Annotated in this window: 17 protein-coding genes; all 17 read left to right on the top strand. The window is 63.7% G+C overall.

The features are described from left to right. Window positions 1-4: 4 nt before the first annotated feature. The 17 genes from ACMGGG_RS16195 (at window position 5) to fliE (ending at window position 25,939) form a co-directional block, all read left to right on the top strand. Window positions 5-1,114, top strand: a complete 1,110-nt coding sequence (locus ACMGGG_RS16195; protein ID WP_054891996.1) for a flagellar basal body P-ring protein FlgI — start codon at window positions 5-7, stop codon at window positions 1,112-1,114. An 11-nt stretch (window positions 1,115-1,125) separates the two neighbouring features. Beyond that, window positions 1,126-2,319, top strand: coding sequence for a flagellar assembly peptidoglycan hydrolase FlgJ (gene flgJ, locus ACMGGG_RS16190; RefSeq protein ID WP_414154051.1), 1,194 nt, complete (start codon window positions 1,126-1,128; stop codon window positions 2,317-2,319). Window positions 2,320-2,331: 12 nt separating this feature from the next. Continuing rightward, a complete protein-coding gene (flgK, locus tag ACMGGG_RS16185; protein ID WP_414154050.1) occupies window positions 2,332-4,377 on the top strand; it encodes a flagellar hook-associated protein FlgK in 2,046 nt (681 codons plus the stop codon). A gap of 13 nt (window positions 4,378-4,390) precedes the next feature. Then, a complete protein-coding gene (locus ACMGGG_RS16180) occupies window positions 4,391-5,953 on the top strand; it encodes a flagellar hook-associated protein 3 (protein WP_063545692.1) in 1,563 nt (520 codons plus the stop codon). A gap of 116 nt (window positions 5,954-6,069) precedes the next feature. Continuing rightward, window positions 6,070-9,645, top strand: a complete 3,576-nt coding sequence (locus ACMGGG_RS16175) for a glycosyltransferase (protein WP_414154049.1) — start codon at window positions 6,070-6,072, stop codon at window positions 9,643-9,645. A 56-nt stretch (window positions 9,646-9,701) separates the two neighbouring features. After that, entirely contained in the window at window positions 9,702-12,422 is a 2,721-nt protein-coding gene (locus ACMGGG_RS16170) for a glycosyl transferase (RefSeq protein ID WP_414155846.1), read from the top strand. Between the two features lie 122 nt (window positions 12,423-12,544). Continuing rightward, window positions 12,545-16,075: a glycosyltransferase gene (locus ACMGGG_RS16165; protein ID WP_414154048.1), complete on the top strand. Its 3,531-nt coding sequence runs from the start codon at window positions 12,545-12,547 to the stop codon at window positions 16,073-16,075. A gap of 220 nt (window positions 16,076-16,295) precedes the next feature. Further along, a complete protein-coding gene (locus ACMGGG_RS16160; protein WP_054891892.1) occupies window positions 16,296-17,231 on the top strand; it encodes a ketoacyl-ACP synthase III in 936 nt (311 codons plus the stop codon). Between the two features lie 280 nt (window positions 17,232-17,511). Further along, on the top strand, window positions 17,512-18,372 hold the full coding sequence (locus ACMGGG_RS16155; RefSeq protein WP_112898865.1) for a flagellin domain-containing protein: 861 nt from the start codon (window positions 17,512-17,514) through the stop codon (window positions 18,370-18,372). Window positions 18,373-18,444: 72 nt separating this feature from the next. After that, the gene (locus ACMGGG_RS16150) at window positions 18,445-18,801 is read left to right on the top strand and encodes a flagellar protein FlaG (protein WP_054891890.1); all 357 of its coding nucleotides are present in this window, start codon (window positions 18,445-18,447) and stop codon (window positions 18,799-18,801) included. A 79-nt stretch (window positions 18,802-18,880) separates the two neighbouring features. Continuing rightward, the gene (fliD, locus tag ACMGGG_RS16145) at window positions 18,881-20,287 is read left to right on the top strand and encodes a flagellar filament capping protein FliD (protein WP_414154047.1); all 1,407 of its coding nucleotides are present in this window, start codon (window positions 18,881-18,883) and stop codon (window positions 20,285-20,287) included. 132 nt (window positions 20,288-20,419) lie between these two features. Continuing rightward, window positions 20,420-20,815, top strand: coding sequence for a flagellar export chaperone FliS (fliS, locus tag ACMGGG_RS16140; protein WP_112898864.1), 396 nt, complete (start codon window positions 20,420-20,422; stop codon window positions 20,813-20,815). Window positions 20,816-20,830: 15 nt separating this feature from the next. Then, entirely contained in the window at window positions 20,831-21,127 is a 297-nt protein-coding gene (gene fliT / locus ACMGGG_RS16135; protein ID WP_054891887.1) for a flagellar protein FliT, read from the top strand. 168 nt (window positions 21,128-21,295) lie between these two features. Beyond that, window positions 21,296-22,771 carry a transcriptional regulator FleQ gene (gene fleQ / locus ACMGGG_RS16130; protein WP_054891886.1) on the top strand — a complete coding sequence of 492 codons (1,476 nt, stop codon included), beginning with the start codon at window positions 21,296-21,298 and terminating at the stop codon, window positions 22,769-22,771. Between the two features lie 142 nt (window positions 22,772-22,913). Further along, on the top strand, window positions 22,914-24,131 hold the full coding sequence (locus ACMGGG_RS16125) for a sensor histidine kinase (protein WP_197891544.1): 1,218 nt from the start codon (window positions 22,914-22,916) through the stop codon (window positions 24,129-24,131). Then, window positions 24,128-25,501: a sigma-54-dependent transcriptional regulator gene (locus ACMGGG_RS16120; protein ID WP_063545685.1), complete on the top strand. Its 1,374-nt coding sequence runs from the start codon at window positions 24,128-24,130 to the stop codon at window positions 25,499-25,501. Before ACMGGG_RS16125 ends, ACMGGG_RS16120 begins: the two co-directional genes overlap by 4 nt. Window positions 25,502-25,606: 105 nt before the next feature. Next, the gene (gene fliE, locus ACMGGG_RS16115) at window positions 25,607-25,939 is read left to right on the top strand and encodes a flagellar hook-basal body complex protein FliE (RefSeq protein WP_054891884.1); all 333 of its coding nucleotides are present in this window, start codon (window positions 25,607-25,609) and stop codon (window positions 25,937-25,939) included. Window positions 25,940-25,952: the final 13 nt, after the last annotated feature.

Below are 25,952 nucleotides of genomic sequence, written 5' to 3'. Positions count from 1 at the left end.
GACCATGTTCAACGCCAGGCAGTTGATTGCCGCGACCTTGCTCCTGTCCTTCGCGTTCGGCGCCCACGCCGAGCGCCTGAAGGATATCGCCAGCATTTCCGGCGTGCGCGCCAACCAGTTGATCGGCTACGGCCTGGTGGTGGGGCTCAACGGCACCGGTGACCAGACCACCCAGACTCCGTTCACCCTGCAGACCTTCAACAACATGCTGTCGCAGTTCGGCATCAAGGTGCCGCCAGGTTCGGGCAACGTGCAGTTGAAGAACGTCGCTGCAGTATCGGTGCACGCCGACCTGCCTGCCTTCGCCAAGCCTGGCCAGGTGATCGACATCACCGTGTCCTCGATCGGCAACTCCAAGAGCCTGCGTGGCGGCAGCCTGCTGATGACCCCGCTCAAAGGGATCGACGGCAACGTCTACGCCATTGCCCAGGGCAACCTGGTGGTCGGTGGTTTTGATGCCGAAGGTCGCGATGGCTCGAAGATCACCGTCAACGTGCCGTCTGCCGGTCGCATCCCTGGCGGCGCTTCGGTCGAGCGAGCGGTGCCGAGCGGCTTCAACCAGGGCAACAGCCTGACCCTGAACCTCAACCGTCCTGATTTCACCACCGCCAAGCGCATCGTCGACAAGGTCAACGAACTGCTCGGCCCGGGCGTTGCCCAGGCGCTGGACGGCGGTTCGGTGCGCGTCACCGCGCCCATGGACCCGAGCCAGCGGGTCGACTACCTGTCGATCCTCGAGAACCTGGAGATCGATCCGGGCCAGGCCGTGGCCAAGGTCATCATCAACTCGCGTACCGGCACCATCGTCATCGGCCAGAACGTCAAGGTATCGCCGGCCGCCGTCACCCACGGCAGCCTGACCGTGACCATCACCGAAGACCCGATCGTCAGCCAGCCGGGGCCGTTCTCCAACGGTCAGACTGCCGTGGTGCCACGGTCGCGGATCAATGCGCAACAGGAAGCCAAGCCGATGTTCAAGTTCGGCCCGGGGACCACGCTGGATGAAATCGTCCGTGCGGTGAACCAGGTCGGCGCGGCACCGGGCGACCTGATGGCGATCCTCGAAGCCCTGAAACAGGCCGGCGCCTTGCAGGCCGACCTGATCGTGATCTGAGGACGCTGGCGATGAATCCGAAGAGCCTGGTTTCAAGTTCCGCCGACAGCGGCGCCTACACCGACCTCAACCGTCTGAGCTCGCTCAAGCACGGGGACCGTGACAGCGATGCCAACATCCGCAAGGTGGCCCAGGAGTTCGAGTCGCTGTTCATCGGCGAAATGCTCAAGGCCTCGCGCAAGGCCGGCGATGTGCTGGCTGCCGACGATCCGATGAATACCGAGACGGTCAAGCAGTACCGCGACATGTACGACCAGCAGTTGGCCGTGAGCATGTCCCGTGAAGGCGGCGGTATCGGCCTGCAGGACGTGCTGGTGCGTCAGTTGTCGAAGAACAAGGGCGTGCGCCCGAACACCAGCCCGTTCCCGCGTATCGACGGCAATGCGCCGGCGCTGTGGGGCACGAAAGTGGTCGCACCTGCCCACGCCGTCGAATCGACGTCAACCCGCAACGACGTTGCGGCGCTCAATGCGCGGCGTCTGGCGCTGCCGGGCAAGCTCACCGACCGTCTGCTCGCCGGCATCGTGCCGTCGGCGGGCAATCCTGCGGCGACCAACACCGCGGCGTTGCCGGGCCGTGGCGACATCCCGCCCGGTGGCGTGGCCACCGGTGACTGGGAGCCGGCCCAGGCCTTCGCCGCGCCAGGGCGTGGCATGCAGATTCTCGGGCGCGCGGTGGCCCAGCCGCCGCTGGCGCCGAAGAAAGCCTTCGCCGACAGCGACGAGTTCGTCGCCACCATGCTGCCGATGGCCGAGCAGGCCGCCAAGCGCATCGGTATCGACCCGCGTTACCTGGTGGCCCAGGCCGCCCTGGAAACCGGCTGGGGCAAATCGGTCATGCGCAACACCGATGGCAGCAGCAGCCACAACCTGTTCGGCATCAAGGCCACCGGCAATTGGCAGGGCGGCGAGGCGAGGGCGATCACCAGCGAGTTCCGCAACGGTCAGTTCGTCAAGGAGACGGCCGCGTTCCGTTCCTACGACTCTTATCAGGACAGTTTCCACGACCTGGTCAGCCTGCTGCAGAACAACGCGCGCTATCAAGATGCGGTGAAGGCGGCCGATAACCCAGAACAGTTTGTGCGAGAGCTGCAGAAGGCCGGGTATGCCACCGACCCGAACTACGCCAGCAAGATCTCGCAGATCGCAAGACAGATGAAGTCGGACACGAGCTACGCAATGCTCGGGACCACCACGCAACTTTAAGGGCAGCGAATCATGGCGAGCTTGATCAATATTGGCATGTCGGGGCTGGGTGCCGCGCAGTCGGGGATGTACACCCTGGGTAACAACATCGCCAACGCCGATGTGGACAGTTACTCGCGCCAGCAGAACGTGCAGAAGACCAAAGGCTCGCAGCAGAACGGCAACGTCTTCATCGGCAGCGGCACCACGCTGGCCGACGTGCGCCGGGTGTACAACTCGTTCCTCGAGAACCAGCTGCGCACCACCACCTCGCTGTCCAGCGATGCCAACTCGTACCTGAACCAGATCAATCCGCTCGACACTGCCCTGTCGAGCGCTGATACCGGTATCACGGCTGCCCTGAAAAGCTTCTTCACCGCCATGCAGGACGCTGCGGCCAAGCCCAACGAAGATGCCTCTCGCCAGTTGCTGCTGACCAGCGCGCAATCGCTGGCCAAGCGTTTCAACACCCTGTCCACGCAACTCAATCAGCAGAACAGCAACATCAACGCCAACATGGCGTCGATTGCCGATCAGGTGAACAAGCTCACCTCGACCATCGCCCAGTACAACGACCAGATCTCCCGCGTGTCGGCGATCCAGGGCCAGCCGAACGATCTGCTCGACCAGCGTGACGGCGCCGTGCGCGAACTGAACAAGCTGATCGGCAGCCAGGTGGTGGAGCGCGAAGGCAACTACGACATCTACCTGCCCAACGGCCAGGCATTGGTGCTGGGCAAGACCACCCAGACCCTCGAGGTCGCGCCAAACCGCAACGATCCGACGCGCATGAGCCTGATGATCAACCGCGGCAGCACCAAGATGGATATCACCGATTCCACCACCGGTGGCGAGCTCGGTGGCCTGCTGCGCTACCGCAAGGACACCCTGGACCCTGCGCTCAACGAGCTGGGCCGGGTGGCACTGGTAGTGTCCGATGCGATCAACAGCCAGCTCGGCCAGGGCGTGGACAAGAATGGTGAATTCGGCGCGCTGCTGTTCGGCGACATCAACAGCGCCAAGGCCATCAGCGAGCGCAGTATCGCCCGCCAGGGCAACAGTGCAGGCTCCGGCAACCTCGATGTGACCATCAAGGACACCGGTAAGCTCGGCACCAGCGACTACCAGGTGACCTTCACCAGTGCCACCGGCTACAACGTGCGCAAGCTGCCCGAAGGCACCGACATGGGCAACTTCGACCTTAACGACAACCCACCGAAAGTGATCGATGGCTTCAGCCTCTCGCTCAATGGTGGCGCCGTTGCCGCTGGCGACAGCTTCAAGATCACCCCGACCCGCAACGCCGCAGCCGGTATCGAGTCGGTGCTCACCGATCCCAAGCGCCTGGCGCTGTCCGCGCCGTTGGGTGCAGTGAGCGGCTCGGGCAACAAGGGCACCGGGCAGATCACCCAGCCGAACCTGACCTCCAAGCTGGACATCTACAACGCCACCGATCGCACTCAGTTGCAGACCGGCCTGAAGTATTCGACCCCGGTCAAGCTGGTGTTCGGCGACGACTCCGCGTCCCCGCAGGGCTACACCCTGTACGACGCCAAGGGCAACTCCATCGGCACCGGCACCATCGTGCCCGGCCAGAGCAACAAGCTGCAGCTCTCGGTGCCGATGGTCGATGGCGCCGGTAACCCGATCATGGACGGCGCCACCCAGCGCTCGTTCACCTTCGAGATGGAAGTCGCGGGCGCGCCGAAGAACGGTGACAGTTTCACCGTCTCGCTGACCGGCGCAGGCTCGTCCGATAACCGTAACGCCAAGTCGGTGATCGACCTGCAGACCAAGTCCACCGTGGAAGTCGGCGCCGACGGCAAGGGCATCAGCATGACCGATGCCTACGCCAAGCTCGTGTCCAACGTCGGCGGCAAGGCCGGCCAGGCAAGCATGGACTCCGACGCCACCAATGCCCTGCAGAAGTCGGCGCTCGATGGGCGCAACGCCGTCTCTGGGGTGTCGATCGACGAAGAGACCGGCAACCTCATCAAGTTCCAGCAGTACTACACCGCGTCGTCGCAAATCATCAAGGCGGCCCAGGAAACCTTCGCCACCTTGATCAACAGCCTTTAAGGAGCCGTAGACCGTGCGCATTTCCACTTCGCAGTTCTACAACACCAGCAGCGCCAACTATCAGCGCGGCTTTTCCAACGTGGTGAAAACCCAGCAGGAATCCAGCGACGGCATCCGCGTGCGTACTGCAGCCGACGATCCGGTGGGCGCCTCGCGCCTGCTGCAGCTCGAGCAGCAACAGAACATGCTCGACCAGTACAAGAGCAACATCACCAATGTGCGCAACTCGCTGAGCACCTCCGAAAGCACCCTCGATGCCATCGGCAAGGTGCTGCAGCGGGTCAACGAGCTGGCGATCAGCTCGGGCAACGCCGGTTTCACCGACGCCGACCGCAAGGCCAACGCCGACGAGCTGGGTTCGCTGGAAGAGCAGTTGTTCTCGCTGATGAACAGCAAGGACGAGAACGGCAAGTACCTGTTCTCCGGTTCCAAGGGCGACACCCCGCCCTACGTGCGCAACGCTGACGGCACCTACAGCTACCAGGGCGACCAGGGCCAGCTGAAACTGCAGGTGGGCGACATGCTCAGCCTGGCGGCCAACGAGACCGGTTTCGATGCGTTCGAGCAGGCACTCAACACCAGCCGCAGCCAGACCACCCTGACCGCCCCAGCGGTGGACGATGGTCGGGTCAGCCTGTCCAACGGCCAGGTGTCCGGCAGCGCGACGTTCAACGACCGCTTCCGCAGTGGCGAGCCGTACCGCGTCGAGTTCCTCAGCAGCACTCAGTACCGCATCCTCGATTCGGGCAACAACGACGTGACCCTGGAAGCCTCGCAGGGCGGGACCTATAACCCGAATGCCGAGAATGGCACGATCTCCTTCCGCGGTGTCGACCTGCGCCTGAAGATCACCCTGCAGCCGGGCGACAACCCGGATGCCGCGATCGCCGGCCACACCTTCAACCTGAGCTCCAAGCCCGACGCCATCGCTGGCTCGCGCAGCCCGGGCAACACGTCCGGCACCCAAGTCAACAACGCCACCATCAGCAACCAGGCGCAGTACAACGCCTCGTTCCCAGGGGGCGGCGCGGTGCTCAAGTTCACCAGCGCCACCGACTTCGAGCTGTATGCAGCGCCGCTCACCGACAACAGCCGGCCGATCTCCACCGGCACCCTGGCGGGCAACACCGCCACGGCCTCGGGCGTGAGCTTCCAGTTGTCCGGTGCACCCAATGCGGGTGACTCGTTCGCGATCAAGGTCGACACCCACCAGAATCAGAACATGCTCAACACCATTGGCCAACTGCGCACAGCGTTGAGCGTGCCGATGGACAGCGACCCCAAGGCGCGCCAGAACTTCCTCGCCTCGCTGGACTCGGCAATCGGCAACATCGCCAGTGCCACCAACCAGGTGAGTTCCTCGATCAGCGCCATCGGTGGTCGCGGCGCGGCATTGGATGTCCAGGCCGAAACCAACGAAGCACTGGGCAACGAGAACGCCAAGACCCAAAGCTCGATCCGCGAAAGCGACCCGGCCACGGTGATGCTGCGCCTGCAGATGCAGACCAACATGCTCCAGGCCTCGCTGCAGTCCTACGCCAAGATCGCCGGCCTGTCGCTGGTCAACTACATCTGAACCCTGGTGCGGGTGATCGCGGGGTGATCGTCCCACGAGCCTGCCTCGCCACCCGCCGGTCAGCGCCGGACCGGGTGGCAGCCGGTCCCGCGGTTCAATCGCTTGAGTGAGTCCTAGTGAACGCACAACCCCTCGTCAGTATCGCCATCCCCGCGTTCAATCCCGAGTTCTTTCGCGCCACGCTGGTCAGCGCCATCGGCCAGGATTACCCGAACCTGGAGATCGTGGTCTGCGACGACAGTCGCGGTGACCAGATCGCTGCAATCTGCGAAGAGCTGCGTGCCGGTTGCACGGTGACCTTGCGTCACGTGCGCAACCCCGAGCGCCTGGGTTTTGCCCGCAACCTGCAGCGCTGCCTGGAGCAATCGTCGGGCGAGCTGATCAAGTTTCTCTGTGACGACGACGTACTGTTCGGCGCCTGCATCAGCCAGCAGGCCAGGGTGCTCTGCGATCACGCCAAGGTCAGCATGGTCATCTGCCAGCGCCTGCTGTGCGCAGCCGACGATGTGCTGCTTCCGGCGCGTTGGCTGAATTTCGTCATTTCCGTGAACAGTGCCGTGATCAATGGCACCGACCTGCTCGAAGGCGTTGCCGATGGCGTGCCCAATTTGTTTGGCGGGATCAGCCATGCGCTGATGCGCCGCCGCGAAGTGCAAGCCTACCTGCCGGCACTGGTTCAGGATGGACACGGCTTTGCCGCGCGTCTGGACATCGCCCTATACGCCTGCCTGCTGCGCCGCGGCCACCTGTGCAGCCTGGACCAGGTGCTGAGCCTGGAGCGGGTGTACCCGGGGCGTTTGAGCCATCAGGGGGCAATGGTCGAGGCGGCCAAGATCGAGACCGAATGGCTGATGCAGATGCTTGCCGAGTCGACCGGCGAGCCAGCCCCTGCCGATGGCTGGGTGCGCAGCCTGCCGTTGAGCGATTACACCGGTGCGCCTGACCAGGTCTGGGACGAGGTCGACCTGCGTCGGTTCTTCTCCGGGCAGATGGCCAACTTCACCCAGCAGATCGGCACCGACAGCCTCAGCTTTGGTGAGCTGTACGCCGAATGGCTCGAGTCGCGCCAATTGTCGGCAGGTCAGGTCAGCCTGTTGCCCAAGCGCATCGAGCAATGGCCGAGGCAACCACGTATTGCCGTAGCAGTGTTCGCCGCACAAGGGGACGAAAGGGCCCTGCGTACCACCCTGCAGAGCCTGCAGGAGCAATCCTATCCCGCACGTCGCACACTGGTGCTGGGCCCATCGGCATTGGCCGCGCAGGTGCAGGGTGAGGCCCGGCACCTGGAATGCCAGGCAGAAGGCTTCGCCGAGCTCGACCAGTGGCTGGCCGCTACCACTGAGTTCGACTGGTTGCTGCTGTTGCGCGCCGGTGACCGCCTGCACCCTCACGCCCTGGTGATCATGGCCGAGCGCATGGCCTTGCGTGACGACAGCCTGTGCCTCTACATAGATGAAGGTGCCAACGACAACCTGGCGCCCTCCAGCCCGATCTTCAAGCCTGATTTCAACCTCGACCTGATGCGCAGCCTGCCCTATGTCGGTCGGCTGCTCGCCTTCAACACCCAGGCGCTGCAAGAACGGGGCGGCTTCGACGCAGGCTTTGCCAGCCTGGCACCGCACGATCTGCTCTGGCGCATGGTCGAGGCCCACGGCCTGCAGGTAGTCGAGCACATCGCCGAAGTGCTGGTGCAGTGTCACCACAGCTACGCCGACTGGCTCAACGATGCGCAGGCGCATGTGCAGGCCCCGCGTGTGCTGCAAGCACACCTCGAGCGCCTGGGCGTGCAGGCGCGGGTTTCGAGTATCGAAGGCAGCATGATGACGCGGGTCACCTACCTGCACCCCCAAGCCGCCAGTGTGTCGATCCTCATCCACGCGGCGGGCGAGCTGGCGGTGCTGATGCGCTGCGTGGAATCGCTGTTCGCCCATACCGCCTACGCTGATTTCGAAGTGTTGCTGGTGGCCAGCAGCGAGACATCCCCCGAGGTGCGCGACTGGCTGGGCGGCCTGCAGGGGTTGGGCAGTGATCAATTGCGCGTTTGCCAGGCGGATGCCACCGGGCGGGCGCAGAGCCTCAACGAGGCCAGCCGTCAGGCGCGCGGTGAATACCTGCTGCTGCTCGATGCCACTTGCGTGCTGTTCGACGGCCAATGGCTGCAGGAATTGATGCATCTGGGGCAGCGCCCGGAAGTCGGCATGGTTGGCCCCAAGCTGTTCGACAACAATGGTTCGGTGCTCTCGGCCGGCCTGGTGATGGGCATGAACGGCACTGCCGGCACGCCGTTCCTGAGCTGTGCGGTGAATGCCGATGGCTACATGAACCGCCTGAGCCTGGTGCAGAACTGGAGCGCCCTGGGCCTTGACTGCCTGCTGATGCGCGCAGCGTTGTTCGCCGAGCTGGGTGGGCTGGATACTGCGGCGTTCGAGGTATCGCTGTTCGATGCCGATTTGTGCCTGCGGGCGCGCGAAGCGGGCTACCTGTCGGTGTGGACGCCGTTCTCGCGGGTCGCCCAGGTGCCGGTGCCCGCTCAGGAACAGCCCGCACCGCAAAGCCTGCTGGCCGATCAGGAGCGGCTCTATGAACGCTGGCTGGCATGGGTTGCTTTCGATCCCGCCTACAATCGCAACCTCAGCCTGAAGCTGCCGAACTTCAACTTCGAGCCGGGCCTGCGCGGTGGTTGGGATCCGTTCATTGCGCGCGCCATGCCGTCGGTGATGGGGCTGCCCAGCAGCACCTCCGCCATCGGTCACTACCGTGTATCGCAGCCGTTCGCCGAGCTGGAAAAGGCCGGCTGGATCCAGGGGCGCATCGACTACAGCGCACCGAGCCTGATCGAGCTGGAGCGGGAAAAACCTGATGTGGTGATCCTGCAGTGCCGATACACCCCGGCGAGCCTGCGCGATATCGCTCGCTTCAAGCGTTTCTCCAACACCCGGCGCATCTACGAGCTGGACGACTACATCATCGATCCGCCGAAGAAGAACGATCACGCCCGCAACCTGCCGCGCAACATGCGCGAGCTGGTCAGCGAAGCCATCGGCCTGTGCGATCGCGTGGTGGTCTCTACCGAACCGCTGGCCGATGCCCTGTCGAGCATGCACAGCGACATCCGCGTGGTCCCCAACATGCTCGCCGCCGCCTTGTGGACGGGCCTGCGCAGTGAGCGTCAGACCACCGCGCGGCCGCGTGTAGGCTGGGCGGGCGGCACCAGCCACCGCGGTGACCTGGAACTGCTGCTGGAGGTGGTGCGCACACTGGCCGACGAAGTCGACTGGGTGTTCTTCGGTATGTGCCCCGAGATGCTGCAGCCTTACGTGAAAGAGTTTCACCCGGCCATTTCGTTCGGTGACTACCCGCGCAAGCTGGCCAGCCTCAACCTTGATCTGGCCCTGGCGCCGTTGGAGCAGAACCTGTTCAACGACTGCAAGAGCAACCTGCGGCTGCTCGAATACGGCGCCTGCGGCTTCCCGGTCATCTGCACCGACACCAAGGCCTATGCCGGCTACCTGCCGTGCACCCGGGTGGCAGACAACACCACGGCGCAGTGGCTGGAAGCGATCCGCATGCATCTCGACGACCCGGCTGCCAGCTATCGCCAGGGCGATGCTCTGCGCGAGGCGGTACTGAGCGACTACGTCCTCACCGAACATCATCTGCAGCACTGGGCCAACGCCTGGTTGGCTGACTGAAATCCAGGCGCTGGGCCCAGGCCTTGCGCAGAACCGACCTCTTGAACAGGTGCCTTATGATCGATACCGCAACCGGCTCGCACACCGACGTGACCGTTGTCCTGCTTGGGCATGACCAGGCGGATCACCGCGCCCGCGCACTCCACTACTACGCCTGTCAGGGCATTCCGTGCCTGGCGCTGGAGCCGGCAGGCCAACTCGGCGAACTGCTCGAGCGGGTGAAAACGCCTTTCGTCTGCCTGGCGCTGGATGCCGACTTCGTTCTCGCCGATGCGCTGGGCAAGGCTGCTGCCTATCTGGCTGCACAGCCCCAGGTGAAGGGTGTACAGGGGCATGCCCTGGCCTATGCCGCGGGCAACTGCAAGCTCAGCTACCACAAGCTGGGTGCATTCGCCGCGCCCGAGGCCGCAGGAGACGCTCTGGCGCGCGTGCGCCGTTATGGTCACAGCGGGCAACAGGCTTGGCGCGCGGTGCTGCGTGTCGCTACCCTGCAGAACGCGCTGGCAGGCCTGCCGCAAGCGCTGGACGCCGCGGGCTGGCGTGTGGCGCTGGGCTACGCGATCCTGCTGCAAGGCGAGATCGGCAGCCTCGAGCAGACCGATGTGGTCTGCGAACTGCTGAGCAACGACCTGGGCGCAGCCGCCCGCGAAGAGCGCCTGACCCAGACCGTGCGCAGCCTGCGCCAGTGGGATGAAGCGGCGGGTGTGTGTGCCGGCGAAGAAGGTTTCGTGGTGCTCAACCGCTTCGTGCGCAGCAGCTACGATCAGGGCGAGACGCCGCTGCTGTTCAGCTCCGACTGGGCCAGCGTGATCGACGACCCTGAACAGACCTTCGAGCCGCGCCAGTATGTCGAGCTGCCGTACTACAACGGCAAGCTGTTCCAGCGTTTGAGCGAAATCGAGTTTCTCTGCCATGCCTGGCCGGCTGGTGAGCGTCATCTGCATGCGCTCGAAGGCGCCTGGGTGCGCCAGCACGACCTGCTGCAAGTGCATCCGAACGACACCAACGACAGCCTGCAGCAGCGCTACCTGCAAGCGCTGGGCCTGGGCCTGTTCAACCAGGACGTATGTCAGCGCCTGGTGCCGCTGCTGACCGGCGCCAAAGACACCCACCATGTTCGCGAAATGCAGGACTGGCTGGCGCGCCTGAGCAGCGTTCCGGCACCTGATGCCCGCGCATTGCTCGAGACGACGCCGTCCGGCAAGGTGTTGGCCGCCATTGCTGCCGCGACCCCGGCTGAAGCCGACCGTGCTCGCGCGCAGAGCTTCCTGGCGCGCCACCCGGCTGCGCAGATCGCCTTCGTGGTGCTGGACCTGGAAAACGACGACCAGGCGCTGCAGGCCACCTTCGACAGCCTGCTGGCCAGCGGCCTGCGCAACTTCAAGCTGGTGGTGCTCAAGGGCGGCAAGCCCCCGGCCATCACCACCGCGCGCGATACCTTGCATTTCATCCAAGTCAACGAAGGCAACTGGGCGACCCACCTGAACCAGGTGGTGAAGCAGCTTTCCAGCGAGTGGCTGCTGCTGCTCGATGCTGGCGACGTGCTGCTGGCTGGTGGCCTGTTGCGCCTGGCTGTCGAGCTGGCCCAGGCGCCGGGCTGCCAGGCGATCGCTGCCGATGAGGTGCAGCGCGACAGCGAAGGCCGTCTGCTTGACGTGACCCGTCCGGGCAGTGACCTGGACCTGCTGCGCAGCCAACCAGGTCTGATGTCGCGGCACTGGCTGGTGCGTCGCCAGGCCGTGGTCGATCTGGGGGGCTACAGCGAGTCCTATCGTCATGCGCTGGAGTACGACCTGTTGCTGCGTCTGGTCCAGCATCAGGGTGTCGGCTGTCTCGCGCACATGGACGACTACCTGGTCATCGGTCAGCAGCCCGAGCAGGCATTGACCGACGAAGCGGCCAAGGTCCTCAACCGTCACCTGACCGAGCTGGGCTACCGCGCCCAGATCAGCGACCAGGGCAGTGCAGGCCTGACCGTCGATTTCCGTCATACCGCCACGCCGCTGGTCAGCATCCTGCTGGCGGGCGAGGGCGATACCGCGCAACTGCAGGTGTCACTGACCGGGATCTTCCAGCGCACCCGTTATCCGCGCTTCGAAGTGGTGGTGGCCTTGCCGGGGCACGACAGCGCAGGGCAGGCGGCGATTGCCCAGACCTTTGGCACACGCGTGCGGCTGATTGCCGGTGAGGCGCATGCCTCGCGCGAGCAACTGCTGGCGCTGGCCGCCGGGCAGGCGCGTGGCGATTACCTGGTGCTGCTGTCCGAGCGCTGCCACGTGATCACTCCAGCCTGGATCGAGTCGCTGCTCAACGAGGCCCAGCGCCCCGAGGTGGGGATCGTCGGGGCCAGCTTGTGGGGGCGTGGCGAAGTCCTGCTGCATGCTGGCTACGAGCTGCTCGACGGCGGGCAGGTCAATGCACCGTGGGCCGGTGCCTCGGCGGCACGCAGCGCCGCGGCGCGCTGGCCGCTGTCGGTCCGTGATTGCCCGGCGGTGTCCGGCGATTGCCTGATGATCAGCCGCGAGACGTTCGAGCTGTGCGGTGGCCTGCCGACAACGGGTGCGGCGGACCTGGCCCTGTGCCTGGCGGTACGCAGCAACGGTCTGATGGTAGTGTGGACGCCGCGTGCCAGGCTTATGGGCAACGAGCTGGTGGTGCCTGCCGGGCAAGCTGTGCAGGCGCTGGCCGAGCAATGGCCCGGCGCGTTCCAGGGGGTTGCGCGGCTCGACGGTCAGAGCGCCGCGGGTGCACCGCAGTGGCTGGCACAGCTGGGGTGACTGGCGCGCTAATTGCAAAAAAGCCGGGTTAAGCCCGGCTTTTTCATGCCCGCTGGCAAATTATTGACAGGCCGCCACCGTGATGGTCAGCGACCTGTCCTGATCCTGGAGTTCGCCCCCCAATGTCGACCGCTGCGCAGCTGGATGCTCTTTCGCTCGAACAGGCGCTGACGCGCCTGCGCCTGATGTTCACCAAGCCGGGGCATCCCTACTACCTGCTGGCGCCTGCCTACCGCGATACCTCCTCCGGTATCGTTTCGATGCACTACCTCTGCCACATGCTCAACCTCAATGGCCGCGAGGCATACATCTACGGCACCGATGTGGTCAATCCAGACCTGAAGACGCCGCTGTTCGACCCGGCCGTCGCCCGCCGCCACCTGGCCGAGGGCAAGGTGCCGATCGCGGTCTATCCCGAAGTGGTCAGCGGCAACCCGCTGGAGTGCCCGGTGGTGGCGCGCTACATGCTCAACTTCGAGAGCTTCATCAGTGGCAAGAGCATGAATGCGGCGGCGACCGACTTGATCTTCTACTACGCCGAACGCCTTGCCGAGGCCCGTGGCGATGTCAACGTCGACCTGCTGTGCCTGCCCACCATCGACATCGAATTGTTCGCCGCCGGCGCTGCCGATTGTGCTCGCGAGGGCGCCTACCTCTACCAGAACCGCCACCCGCTGGAGATGATCGACTACGACCAGTTGCCTGCCGGCATTCGCCTGCTCAGCGTGGCCAATGCCCTGAGCCTGGTGGAGCTGGCCGAGGTGCTGCGCCATGCCGAGGTGCTGTACACCTACGAATGGTCGATGACCTGCGTGATCGCGGTGCTGTGTGGTTGCCCTGTGCTGTTCATGCCGGGGCATGGCGTGGATCAGCAGGTGCTCGACAACAGCTTCTTCGGTTGCGTCGGCTTTGCCATGGCCGACCAGCCGCACGCCCTCGAACAGGCCCGGGCCACCGTTGGCGATGGCCTGCAGCGTTATGTGCAACGTACCGCATCGTTCTGGCAGCAGCTGGACACCTTCATTGCCAAGACCCAGGACGCAGCCGTGCGTGAAGCCGCGGGCAACCGGCACGGTATGCTCGACTGGCTGCGGCAGCGCTATCCGCTGCCCGCCCAGGTACAGCGCCTGCAGCAGGCGTTGTCCGGGCCACAGGCGCCCAAGCTTGCCGTGCTGGTGCGTGATCATGGTGACCGCCAGGCACTGCTGCAGACCCTGGAGAGTCTTGACCGTGGCCTGTATCGACAGTTGCAGGTGCATGTGCTGGGTGAGTGCGACCCGCAGCGTGTCGGTGTGCAATGGCATGCCTGCGATCCACGTGAGCCGGTGGCGACGATGAACACGCTGCTGAGCGATAGCGCAAGTGACTGGTACCTGCTGGTCGAGGCTGGCGAGACCATCGTCGCCAGCGGGCTGCTGGCGCTGGCGGTGCGTTTGCTCGATGCGGCCGATGACTGCCAGGCGGTGTACGCCGACGAAGGGCTGCGCCGAGAGGGAGGGGAAATCGAGCTGGCGCTGCGTCCGGACCTTAACCTCGACCTGCTGCTGGCCATGCCGGGCAGCCTGTCGCGGCACTGGATCTATCGGCGCGAGGCGCTGGCGGCAGGGTTCGCCAGCGACTGCGGGCGAGCCTTCGAACTTGGCCTTCAGTTGAGTTTGTTGCTTGAGCGCGGGTTGGGCAGTGTCATGCATGTCGCCGAGCCTCTGTTGATCGGCAATGGCGGGCCGCTGGCGGCCTGTGCCGACGAGCAGGCGGTCATCGAGCATCACCTGCGCCTGCGCGGCTATGAACGGGCGCGGGTCTTCGCCCTTGACGACGTGCCGGGTGGTTATCGCATCGACTACGGCCATGCACATGTCGCGTCCGTGAGCATCATGGTGCCGTTGCGCGGACAACTGGTCGACTTCCAGCGTTGCCTGGAAACCCTGCTGACGCACACCGCCCATGAGCAGTTCGAGGTGTTGCTGATCGAGGCGGGCAGCGAAGACCCGGCGCTGCTCGAATGGCTGGACATGGTCGTGCAGATCGGCGTTGGGCGCTTCCAGGTGCTGCGCTACATGCCAGGCCAGCCTTGGGCTGCGTTGTGCAATGCGGCTGCGCAGGAGGCGCGGGGTGATTATCTGGTCTGGCTCGACGGCCGCGCCGCGGTGCTCGATGGCAACTGGTTACCGGCGTTGCTCAATCATGCTCAACGCCCCGAAGTCGGTGCCGTCGGTGGCAAGTTGCTGGTTGGTGACGGCACGGTACGCCAGGCCGGTTTGCTGCTCGGGATCGACGGCTCTGTGGGGCCGGCGTTCGCCGGTCTGCCTGCGCAGTCTGCAGGCTACATGGCGCGCCTGGCGCTGGAGCAGAACTTCGCAGCAGTCGGTGGCGAGTGCCTGATGCTGCGGCGCGAACTGTTTCACGAGGCAGGCGGCTTCGATGCCAGCGAGTTGCTGGCGCCCTGGGCCGATGTCGACCTGTGCCTGAAGCTGCATCAGGCTGGCTATCTGAATGTCTGGACGCCGCATGCGCGCTTGGTGCTGGATGCGCCACGCGATGCGCTGGCCAACGAAGAGCAGCACGACGCGTTGTATGCACGTTGGTTGCCGCGTCTGGCACATGACCCGGCCTACAACGGCAATTTCTCGCTGCGTGCCGGGCAAGGTTTCGTGCTGCAAAGCAATGACCTGAGCTGGCGACCGCTGCTCGGCAAGGTGCCGCGAGTGTTGGCTTGCATTGCCGAGCAGGATGAGCAGGCTCTGTCGCGTCTGATCCATCCGCTGGGTGCGCTGTGCGAAAACGCGTTGCTCGACGGCGCCGCGACCGTCGGGCTGTTGTCTGCGGTGGAGCTGGAGCGTTTTGCCCCGACCAGCGTGATCCTGCAGCGACCGCTGGATGATGCAGGGCTGCTGACCCTGCGTCGGCTGAGTGCATTCTCCCGGGCGCTGAAAGTGGTGGTGCTCGACCGTTATCCCGAGCTTGCACAGTTCGAGTCCGGCGAGGATCTGCTGCAGCGCCTGCAGGCGGCGTTGATGCACGCTGACCGGGTGCTGGTGTCGACCCCTGCGCTGGCCGAGCGGCTGCAGGGGCTGCACCACGATATCCGGGTGTTGGAGAGCGCCTTGCCGGTCGGCTGGGGCCGCCTGAAGGGCGAGCGACGCGCAGGAGACTTGCCACGTCTTGGCTGGATCGCCGGCAAGGGCGACGAGATGCTCGAACAGGTAGTGCCGGCCTTGTCTGGAGAAGTCGAGTGGGTGGTGCTGGGTGAGTGTCCCGGGAGCTTGAAGCCGTTCGTCAGCGAGTTGCACGCAGCGGTCGAGCCAGGGCATCTCGGCGAGGCCCTGGCCGCGTTGAATCTGGATCTGGCTCTGGTGCCCATGGCCGACTCGATGGAAAACGCCTGCTCTGGCGACATGCGCGTGTTGCAGCACGCGGCCTGTGGTCATCCGGTGATCTGCAGTCGAGTGCCGGGCTTTGCCGCAGGCGATGCCTTGCCGCTGTCGCGTGCGGGCAACCAGCCCGACGAGTGGCTGCAGGCGATCCGTCTGCACCTGTCCGACCGCGACGCGTCGGCGGCATTGGGCGATGCGTTGCAGGCGGCGGTGCGTGGGCAGTGGCTGCTCGAAGGGACGCGACTGGAGAGCTGGCGCCGCGCCTGGTTACCCGATTGAGGGAGTGACCCGCAGTGAGGATGTGACGCTGCGGTGTCCATTCGACAAAAAACGCGTGACTTGAGAGTCACTTCGCGCATCTTCACTGTATATTGTCCAAACTAGGAGCCGCCGTCGCGCAGCCATCAACGTGGTCAGGAACAGGGGCGTCCCGTGTTTCCTGGCGTTTCGTCGTTGCGTACGCCGTGGGCTACTTCGCTGTTATTGAACGGGAAGCCACATGATTGGCATTAAAAGCATCGCCAGTTACCTGCCGACTCAAGGGGTAGACAACTACGCCCAGGGCGCCAAATTCGGCAAGGACCAGGATTTCATCTTCGGCAAGATCGGCTCCACGTTCTTGCCGCGCAAGGACAGCGAGCAGGAAACTTCCGACCTGTGTGTCGAGGCCGCGCGCAATCTGTTCGCCGCCAATCCTTCGCTCGACCCTGCCAGCATCGATGCGGTGATCGTCGTCACTCAGAATGGCGACGCCGAGGGGCTGCCGCACACCGCAGCCATCGTTCAGCACAAGCTGGGGCTTGCGACCCATGTTGCGGCGTTCGACGTTTCGCTCGGGTGCTCGGGCTATGTCTACGGCCTGTACGCGATGAAAGGCTTCATGGAAGCTGCGGGCCTGAAGAACGGCCTGCTGATCACCGCCGATCCGTACTCGAAGATCGTCGACCCTGAGGACCGCAATACCACCATGCTGTTCGGTGATGCCGCCACCGCGACCTGGATGGGCGAGGGCGCGGCCTGGCAACTGGGCAAGTCGCTGTTCGGTAGTGACGGTGCCGGTGCCGAGCACCTGCGCACCACCGATGGCAAGTTCTTCATGAACGGTCGTCAGGTCTACAACTTCGCCCTGGTCAAGGTGCCGGCGCACCTGAACCAGTTGCTCGAGGCCAGCCAGCTCAAGGCTGACGACATCGACCTGTATTGCCTGCACCAGGGCAGCGCGGCCATCGTCGATGCGGTGTCGGCGCGCTTCGATGAGGGCGCGCACAAGGGCAAATTCGTCAAGGACATGGTCGAAACCGGCAACACCGTTTCCTCCAGCATTCCGTTGCTGCTGGAGAAGCATGTGCTGGGTTCGACCCACAAGCGTGTTGCCCTCAGTGGCTTTGGCGTCGGCTTGTCGTGGGGTTCGGCGATCATCGAACGCACTGATTGAGCATTGTCGCTGCATCTGCAAAAGCGCCGCACGGTTAACCGTTCGGCGCTTTTGCATTTCTGCTATCTATTGGCAGTTCTGTGGGCCCCGGCGGACGCTGTATTTCTGGCGTCAAACCCTTGATTTCATTGGGGTGGCAGCGTGCCACTAAAAAAAATCGCAAAACCCCCTAAAGCAAACCGCCACGACGACGATAACCATTACGAAGGTTCTCTAGGCCACACACCCGGCAAACGCCAGGGCCGGAAGCCGCAGTACCCAATCCAACGAGGAATTCGTCATGGCTTTGACCGTTAACACCAACACCACCTCTCTGGGCGTTCAGAAAAACCTGAGCCGTGCTTCCGACGCTCTGAGCACCTCGATGACCCGTCTGTCGTCCGGCCTGAAAATCAACAGCGCCAAAGACGATGCCGCCGGCCTGCAGATCGCTACCCGCATGACCTCGCAGATCCGCGGTCAGACCATGGCAATCAAGAACGCCAACGACGGTATCTCCATCGCCCAGACCGCTGAAGGCGCGATGCAAGAGCAGACCAACATCCTGCAGCGTATGCGTGAACTGGCCGTCCAGTCCCGAAACGACTCCAACAGCCAGCAAGACCGTGACGCTCTGAACAAAGAGTTCCAGTCGATGCTGTCGGAAATCGACCGTATCGCCGACTCCACCCAGCTGAACGGCAAGAACCTGCTGGACGGTACCGCTGGCGTCATGACCTTCCAGGTCGGCTCCAACTCCGGCTCTGCCAACCAGATCACCGTGACGCTCAGCGCCGCGATGAAAACCACCGGTACTGGCGCCGCCCTGACTGCCCTGGCTGGCAAGAGCATCACCGGTGCCAACAGCACCGCCGCCGAGCAGACCTTCACCGCCGCCATCAGCGCCATCGACGAGGCCCTGCAGGCAATCAACACCAACCGTGCTGACCTGGGTGCCGCCCAGAACCGTCTGACCAGCACCATCAACAACCTGCAGAACATCAACGAGAACGCCGAAGCTGCTCGTGGCCGTGTACAGGACACCGACTTCGCTGCCGAAACTGCCCAGCTGACCAAGCAGCAGACCCTGCAGCAAGCTTCGACCTCGGTTCTGGCTCAGGCCAACCAGCTGCCGTCGGCAGTTCTGAAGCTGCTGGGCTAATCTGCCTGATAGCTGCTGGCGGGGGAGTGCACTTGCGGCGCTCCCCCGCCTTTTCATTACGAGGTGGTGGACATGGACATGAGCGTCAAGCTGAACCTGTCTTATCCGGCCGCACGTTCGGCCGAGCAGGTTGCCGACAAGCCGGTCTCGCGGCCGTTGGAAGCATCCGCCGAGGGTGGCAAGAAGGACGCGGTCAAGGTGCACGACACTGACAACGTCAAGAACGCCGTCTCGCAGATCGAGCAATTCCTGAAAGAAACCCGACGTAATCTTGAGTTTTCCACGGATGAAGAATCCGGCAAGATTGTCGTCAAGGTCATCGCCAGCGAAACCGGCGAGCTGATCCGTCAGATTCCCTCCGAGGAGGCCCTGCGGATCGCCGAAAGCCTGCGCGATGTCAAAAGTGTACTGTTCAACGCCAAGGTCTGACCGGCGGCGAGCATTGCGCGTTACGAATCATGCCGGCCTTGCAGGAGCGAGGCGGGCGCGTTGAAGAGAGGGGCAGGACATGGCAGCAATTACTCCTAGCACAGGCGTGGGCTACGGCCTCGAGATCAGCAAGATCGTCGACGCGTTGGTGAAGTCCGATACTTCGGCCAAGTCCAACCAGATTGCTCGGCAGTCGAGCAATAACTCGGCGATCCTCTCGGGCATTGGCTCCCTGCGTAGCGCTCTCACGGCGTTCCAGGACGCCATGAAGAAGCTCAACGACAAGGATGCGCCTTCCTTCAACGCCTTTGCCGGTACTTCCGCCAACGAAAGCGTGGTCAAGATCAAGACCACCAACAGTGCGGTTGCCGGTACCTACGATATCCGGGTAAGCCAACTGGCCACTGGCTCCAAGGTCGCCAGCCAGCAGTTCGCCGGAGGGGGAACCTCAGCGATCAGCGAAGGTGAGCTGAGCATCAGCCAGAACGGCAAGACCTACAAGGTCAATGTTGCTGCCGGTTCCACGCTGCAAAGCGTGCGCGACCAGATCAACAAGGAGCTGAGCAAGGAAGGCATCACCGCCAACGTCGTCAACGAGGCGGGCGGTTCGCGGCTGGTGTTCGGCTCTACCACGACCGGCAAGGGCAGTGACATTTCCGTCGGCGGTATCCCTGAGCTCACCATCGATGGCACGCAGAAGATGGTGGGTGCGGGGGGCGGCTTCATCGACGCCCTGGCACAGGACGCCGAGTTCTCCGTCGACGGTTTGAAGCTGACCAGCTCCAAGAACGTCGTCGACAACGCGGTCAGTGGCCTGAGCCTCGAGCTTACCGGCACCACCTCGCCCACTGCCACGACCGGGGTCAAGGTGAGTGTGACGCTCGATAACGATGGCCTGAAGAAATCGGTTCAGTCGTTTGTCGATGCTTACAACACCCTGCGCAAGGCTGTTACCGCCCTGACGACACCGACCAAGGATTCTTCCGGTAACGTGACCAGCCTGGGCCCGTTGACCAACGATCCGACCACGCGCTCGTTGCTGAGCGACATCGGCAAGGTGATCGCCGAAGCTGGTTCGGGCACCCAGCTCAATACCCTCAGCCAGCTGGGTATCAACACCCAGAAAGACGGCACGCTTGAGTTCAACAGCACCAAGTTCACCGCTGCACTGAACGACAAGAAGCTTGGCTCGGAGATCCAGGGGCTGTTCACTGCCGACGGTGGCGTTTTCGACCGGATGACCAAGGCCCTCGATCCCTACGTCAAGACCGGCGGTTCGCTGGATTCGCGCAAGACGGCGCTCGACAAGGTGACCAAGAACCTGCAGGACCAGCAGGCTGCGCTGGACCGTCGTACCGAGCTGCTGACCACCTCGCTGACCAAGAAGTACGCAGCGCTCGACACCGCCCTGGGCTTGATGAAGAAGCAGGGCGAGCAGATCGTCTCGATCTTCGATGCGATGAATGCCCAGGCCAAGAAAGGCTGATCGCTAAACGGCGACAAAAGCCCGGCGGCACCTTGCAGGTGTCCCGGGCTTTGTGTTTCATGGCTAAAGTTTTTTGACGAGCTGGCGATACAGCAGGTATACGCAACCTTTTCGCTGCAATGAGGTAGTTCCATGAACCCGATGTTGGCCCTTCGGCAGTACCAGAAAGTCAACGGTGCTGCGCAGACTTCCGAAGCCAGTCCGCACCGTCTGGTGCAGATGCTGATGCAGGGCGGTCTTGACCGGATGGCCCAGGCCAAGGGCGCGATCGCGCGCAAGGATGTCGCCCAGAAGGGCATTCTGATCGGCAAGGCCATCGACATCATTGGCGGCCTGCGCGAAGGGTTGGATCTGGAGAATCACGCTGACAGCCTGACCGAACTCGACAACCTGTACCAGTACATGAGCCGTCGCCTGATCGAAGCCAACGTCCACAGTGACCCGGCGATCATCGACGAAGTGGCGCGCCTGCTGATCACGGTCAAGGAAGGCTGGGACGCCATCGGCGAACAGGTGCCGGCAGAGTAATTCCAGGAGGCGCACATGAGCGAAGTGATTGCACGTATCGAAGAGACCCGCGATGCCTTGCTGGCAGCGTTCGCTGAGCGCGACTGGGATGCGGTGGGCAAGCTCGACCTGGCATGTCGCGTGTGCGTCGAGGATATCCTGGCCGAAGCGCAGGAAAACGATGCGCAGGTCAGGAGCAGTCTGGATGAATTGCTGGCGGTGTATCGGCAATTGATTGAATTTGCAAGTGGTGAACGTCAATCGATAGTCGACGAGATGACGCAGATACGTCAGGCAAAAAACGCGACAAAGGTATACCATCTGTTCAGCTGATCGCTGGGCAATGCAAGAAGCTGCGCGCCATTAATTTGACTGTGTGCTGTTTTTTGACTTAACTAGTGGCTGTTTTCGAATTTCAGACGTCCGAACACTGACCATTTCAGTCGGAATGATGTCGTGCACGCCTGCGGGCGCCGATATGACTAGGGAAGTTAGTATTGAATGTGGCGTGAAACCAAGATCCTCCTGATCGATGACGACAGCGAACGCCGCCGCGATCTGGCGGTGGTCCTGAATTTTCTCGGCGAAGAGAACCTCTCATGCTCCAGCGCGGACTGGCAGCAGTCGGTAGAGGCGTTGTCTTCGAGCAGGGAAGTCCTGTGTGTGCTGATCGGGGCTGTGAATGCACCGGCAAGTGTCCTGGGCCTGCTTAAGACAGTGGCTGCGTGGGATGAGTTCCTTCCAGTTCTCCTTCTAGGTGAAATTTCTTCCGCCGAGTTCCCTGAAGACCTGCGCCGGCGCGTGCTGTCCAACCTGGAGATGCCGCCCAGCTATAGCCAGTTGCTCGATTCGCTGCACCGTGCCCAGGTCTACCGTGAGATGTACGACCAGGCGCGCGAGCGCGGTCGTCAGCGCGAACCCAACCTGTTCCGCAGCCTGGTTGGCACCAGCCGCGCGATCCAGCATGTGCGGCAGATGATGCAGCAGGTGGCCGACACCGATGCCAGCGTGCTGATCCTCGGTGAGTCCGGCACGGGCAAGGAAGTGGTCGCGCGCAACCTGCACTATCACTCCAAGCGCCGTGAAGCGCCGTTCGTGCCAGTCAACTGCGGGGCGATCCCGGCCGAGTTGCTCGAAAGCGAGCTGTTCGGACACGAGAAGGGCGCCTTCACCGGGGCGATCACCAGCCGTGCGGGGCGTTTCGAGCTGGCCAACGGCGGTACCCTGTTCCTCGACGAGATCGGCGACATGCCGTTGCCGATGCAGGTCAAGCTGCTGCGCGTGCTGCAGGAGCGTACCTTCGAGCGGGTTGGCAGCAACAAGACCCAGAGCATCGACGTGCGCATCATCGCGGCGACCCACAAAAACCTCGAGACCATGATCGAGGAGGGGACCTTCCGCGAAGACCTGTACTATCGCCTGAATGTCTTCCCCATCGAAATGGCGCCGCTGCGCGAGCGTGTCGAGGACATTCCGCTGCTGATGAACGAGCTGATCTCGCGCATGGAGCACGAGAAGCGCGGCTCCATCCGTTTCAACTCGGCTTCGATCATGTCGCTGTGCCGGCATGGCTGGCCGGGCAACGTCCGTGAGCTGGCCAACCTGGTCGAGCGTATGGCGATCATGCATCCGTACGGGGTGATCGGCGTTGCCGAGCTGCCTAAAAAATTCCGCTACGTCGATGACGAAGACGAGCAGTTGGTCGACAGCTTGCGCAGCGATCTCGAAGAGCGCGTGGCGATCAACGGCCATGCGCCGAACTTCTCCAGCCACGCCATGCTGCCGCCGGAAGGCCTGGACCTGAAGGACTATCTCGGCAGCCTTGAGCAGGGGCTGATCCAGCAAGCTCTGGACGACGCCAACGGTATCGTTGCCCGCGCCGCCGAACGCCTGCGCATCCGTCGAACCACGCTTGTCGAGAAGATGCGCAAGTACGGCATGAGTCGCCAGGGCGGCGAAGACCAGGCCGAAGACTGAAGCCCAGCCCCTTGCAGGCGCAACCTCGCGTTGCGCCTGCAAGGGGCTGGCGTGTTTTCAGAAGCCCCATCCCCGGCACGGCTATTGCTACACCGCAGGCAAAGTACCGTTTTTATGACGGTCAGCCATGCGAGAGAGCACGATGCCCCAGGCCGCCCACATCTCCCGAGCCCCTGAGCAGCAGGGACGCACCCCGGTCGAACAGGAAAGTCGACAGGGGCTCGAGCAGGCGTTCGCCCTGTTCAACCAGGTTTCCTCCCAGCTCAGTGAGTCGTACAACATGCTCGAGGCCCGCGTCAGCGAGCTCAAGGGCGAGCTGGAGGTGGTCAGCGCACAGCGCATGGCCGAGCTGGGTGAGAAGGAGCGTCTGGCCAACCGCCTGCAGCATTTGCTGGATCTGCTGCCTGGCGGGGTGATCGTCATCGACGGCCAGGGCTATGTGCGCGAAGCCAACCCTGCCGCCTGTGAGTTGCTCGGTGCGCCGTTGGTCGGTGAACTCTGGCGCCAGGTCATCGCCCGCAGCTTCGCGCCGCGAGAGGATGACGGCCACGAGGTGTCGCTGCGTGACGGTCGACGCTTGTCCATTGCCACCCGTTCGCTGGATGCCGAGCCCGGTCAGTTGGTGCTGCTCAACGACCTGACCGAAACCCGTCGCCTGCAGGGACAACTGGCGCGTCACGAGCGTCTGTCGTCGTTGGGGCGCATGGTTGCCTCGCTGGCGCATCAGATTCGCACGCCCTTGTCGGCGGCCATGCTTTATGCCAGCCATCTGGCCGACGACCAGGGCGGCCTGGCTCTGGAAACCCGTCAGCGCTTCGCCGGCAGTCTGAAGGAGCGTCTGCACGAGCTGGAGCATCAGGTGCGCGACATGCTGGTGTTCGCCCGTGGTGAGTTGCCGCTCAATGACCGGCTGACCCCAAAGGCATTGTTCCAGGCGCTGCAACAGGCTGCGCAGTCCCATGTGCAGGGGCATGCGGTGCGCTGGCAGTGCGATACGCACTTGGGCGAGTTGCTGTGCAATCGCGACACCCTGGTTGGCGCCTTGCTCAATCTGATCGAGAACGCGCTGCAGGCAAGCTCGGAGCCCGCGCGCCTGAAAGTACACCTGTTGCGTCGCGGGCAGAGCCTGCACCTGTGCGTCAGTGATGCTGGCAGCGGGATCGACGCGCAGTTGCTGGCGCGCCTGGGCGAGCCGTTCCTGACGACCAAGGCCACCGGTACCGGCCTCGGCCTGGCGGTGGTCAAGGCGGTGGTCAAGGCGCATCAGGGCAGTCTTGAGCTGCGCTCGAAAGTCGGGCGTGGCACTTGCGTGCGGGTGGTGCTGCCGCTGATCGACGGGCAATCGACGGAGGTGCAGTGATGGTCAAGGTTTTGTTGGTCGAGGACGATCGTGCCTTGCGCCAGGCATTGGGCGATACCCTGGAGATCGGCGGATTCGACTACCGCGCCGTGGGTAGTGCAGAAGAAGCGCTGGACGCCGTGGCCGAAGAGGCCTTCGGGCTGGTGGTCAGTGATGTGAACATGCCGGGGATGGATGGCCATCAACTGCTTGCGCAACTGCGTCGTCACCACCCGCAACTGCCCGTGCTGCTGATGACTGCGCACGCTGCAGTGGAGCGTGCGGTGGAGGCGATGCGTCAGGGCGCTGCCGACTACCTGGTCAAGCCGTTCGAGCCCAAGGCGTTGCTGAGTCTGGTCGATCGTCATGCCGCTGGGCACCTGGGTGCCGAAGAGGAGGGGCCGGTGGCCAGTGAGCCGGCCAGTCGGCAACTGCTCGAGCTGGCTGCCCGCGTGGCGCGCAGCGACTCCACGGTGTTGATCTCGGGTGAGTCGGGTACCGGCAAGGAAGTGCTGGCGCGTTACATTCATCAGCGCTCGGCGCGCGCCGCGCAGCCATTCGTGGCGATCAACTGTGCGGCGATTCCAGACAACATGCTCGAAGCCACGCTGTTCGGTCACGAAAAAGGCGCGTTCACCGGTGCCATCGCGGCCCAGGCGGGCAAGTTCGAACAAGCCGATGGCGGCACCCTGTTGCTCGACGAGATTTCCGAAATGCCACTGGGCCTGCAGGCCAAGCTGCTGCGCGTGCTGCAGGAGCGGGAGGTCGAGCGGGTCGGCGGGCGCAAGCCGATCAGTCTGGACATTCGCGTGCTGGCCACCACCAACCGTGACCTGGCTGGCGAAGTCGCTGCCGGGCGCTTCCGTGAGGACCTGTACTACCGTCTTTCGGTCTTCCCGCTGGCCTGGCGCCCACTGCGCGAGCGCAGCGCCGATATCCTGCCGCTGGCCGAGCGCCTGCTGGCCAAGCATGTCGGCAAGATGAAGCATGCACCGGTTCGCCTGTCGGCCGAAGCGCGGGCATGCCTGCAGGCGCACGCATGGCCTGGCAACGTGCGCGAGCTGGACAACGCGCTGCAGCGAGCGCTGATCCTGCAGCAGGGGGGGGTGATCGAGGCGGCGGATTTCTGTCTGGCGGGCGCCATTCCCTTGTCACCAGCAAGCAGTGATATCACGGAGCCATCATCGCTCGAATCGGCGTCTGAGTCCAGTGGCCTGGGCGACGATATGCGTCGTCATGAGTTCCAGATGATCATCGATACCTTGCGCGCCGAACGTGGGCGTCGCAAGGAGGCTGCCGAACGGTTGGGCATCAGCCCGCGTACGCTGCGCTACAAGCTGGCGCAGATGCGCGATGCGGGGATGGATGTCGAGGCCAGCCTGTACGGGTGAGTGCCTTTGCGGAGCGACTTTGCGAAGGCTGGCACCTTTGTTGCTTTAACCGTTTTACCCGCTGCATCAGTGTCAAAAAAATGCGGCCGCCGGAGAGAGAAGTTCATGAGCCAAGGTGTTGAATTCAATCGTCTGATGTTGGACATGCGCGCGATGCAGGCCGATGCCATGTCGCTGCCCAAGGTCGCCGCTGCGCCTGAGCTCGCCCCGGGCCAGAGCAGCTTTGCCGACATGCTCGGCCAGGCCATCAACAAGGTCAGCGATACCCAGCAGGCATCGAGCCAGTTGGCCAACGCCTTCGAGATCGGCAAGAGCGGTGTCGACCTCACCGACGTGATGATCGCCTCGCAGAAGGCCAGCGTGTCGTTCCAGGCCCTGACCCAAGTGCGCAACAAGCTGGTCCAGGCGTACCAGGACATCATGCAGATGCCGGTTTGAGGACGAATTGAGT

Origin of the sequence: Pseudomonas sp. BNK-44-b (assembly GCF_047456245.1) — a bacterium.
In the GTDB taxonomy this organism is placed as follows: domain Bacteria; phylum Pseudomonadota; class Gammaproteobacteria; order Pseudomonadales; family Pseudomonadaceae; genus Aquipseudomonas; species Aquipseudomonas machongensis.
This window is presented reverse-complemented; position numbering and strand designations above follow the sequence as displayed.

Excerpts from the sequence above, each read along its gene's own strand:
- ACMGGG_RS16195 (WP_054891996.1), top strand. The coding sequence starts at position 5 with ATGTTCAACGCCAGGCAGTTGATTGCCGCGACCTTGCTCCTGTCCTTC.
- flgJ (WP_414154051.1), top strand. The coding sequence starts at position 1,126 with ATGAATCCGAAGAGCCTGGTTTCAAGTTCCGCCGACAGCGGCGCCTAC.
- flgK (WP_414154050.1), top strand. The coding sequence starts at position 2,332 with ATGGCGAGCTTGATCAATATTGGCATGTCGGGGCTGGGTGCCGCGCAG.
- ACMGGG_RS16170 (WP_414155846.1), top strand. The coding sequence starts at position 9,702 with ATGATCGATACCGCAACCGGCTCGCACACCGACGTGACCGTTGTCCTG.
- ACMGGG_RS16165 (WP_414154048.1), top strand. The coding sequence starts at position 12,545 with ATGTCGACCGCTGCGCAGCTGGATGCTCTTTCGCTCGAACAGGCGCTG.
- ACMGGG_RS16160 (WP_054891892.1), top strand. The coding sequence starts at position 16,296 with ATGATTGGCATTAAAAGCATCGCCAGTTACCTGCCGACTCAAGGGGTA.
- ACMGGG_RS16155 (WP_112898865.1), top strand. The coding sequence starts at position 17,512 with ATGGCTTTGACCGTTAACACCAACACCACCTCTCTGGGCGTTCAGAAA.
- ACMGGG_RS16150 (WP_054891890.1), top strand. The coding sequence starts at position 18,445 with ATGGACATGAGCGTCAAGCTGAACCTGTCTTATCCGGCCGCACGTTCG.
- fliD (WP_414154047.1), top strand. The coding sequence starts at position 18,881 with ATGGCAGCAATTACTCCTAGCACAGGCGTGGGCTACGGCCTCGAGATC.
- fliS (WP_112898864.1), top strand. The coding sequence starts at position 20,420 with ATGAACCCGATGTTGGCCCTTCGGCAGTACCAGAAAGTCAACGGTGCT.
- fliT (WP_054891887.1), top strand. The coding sequence starts at position 20,831 with ATGAGCGAAGTGATTGCACGTATCGAAGAGACCCGCGATGCCTTGCTG.
- fleQ (WP_054891886.1), top strand. The coding sequence starts at position 21,296 with ATGTGGCGTGAAACCAAGATCCTCCTGATCGATGACGACAGCGAACGC.
- ACMGGG_RS16125 (WP_197891544.1), top strand. The coding sequence starts at position 22,914 with ATGCCCCAGGCCGCCCACATCTCCCGAGCCCCTGAGCAGCAGGGACGC.
- fliE (WP_054891884.1), top strand. The coding sequence starts at position 25,607 with ATGAGCCAAGGTGTTGAATTCAATCGTCTGATGTTGGACATGCGCGCG.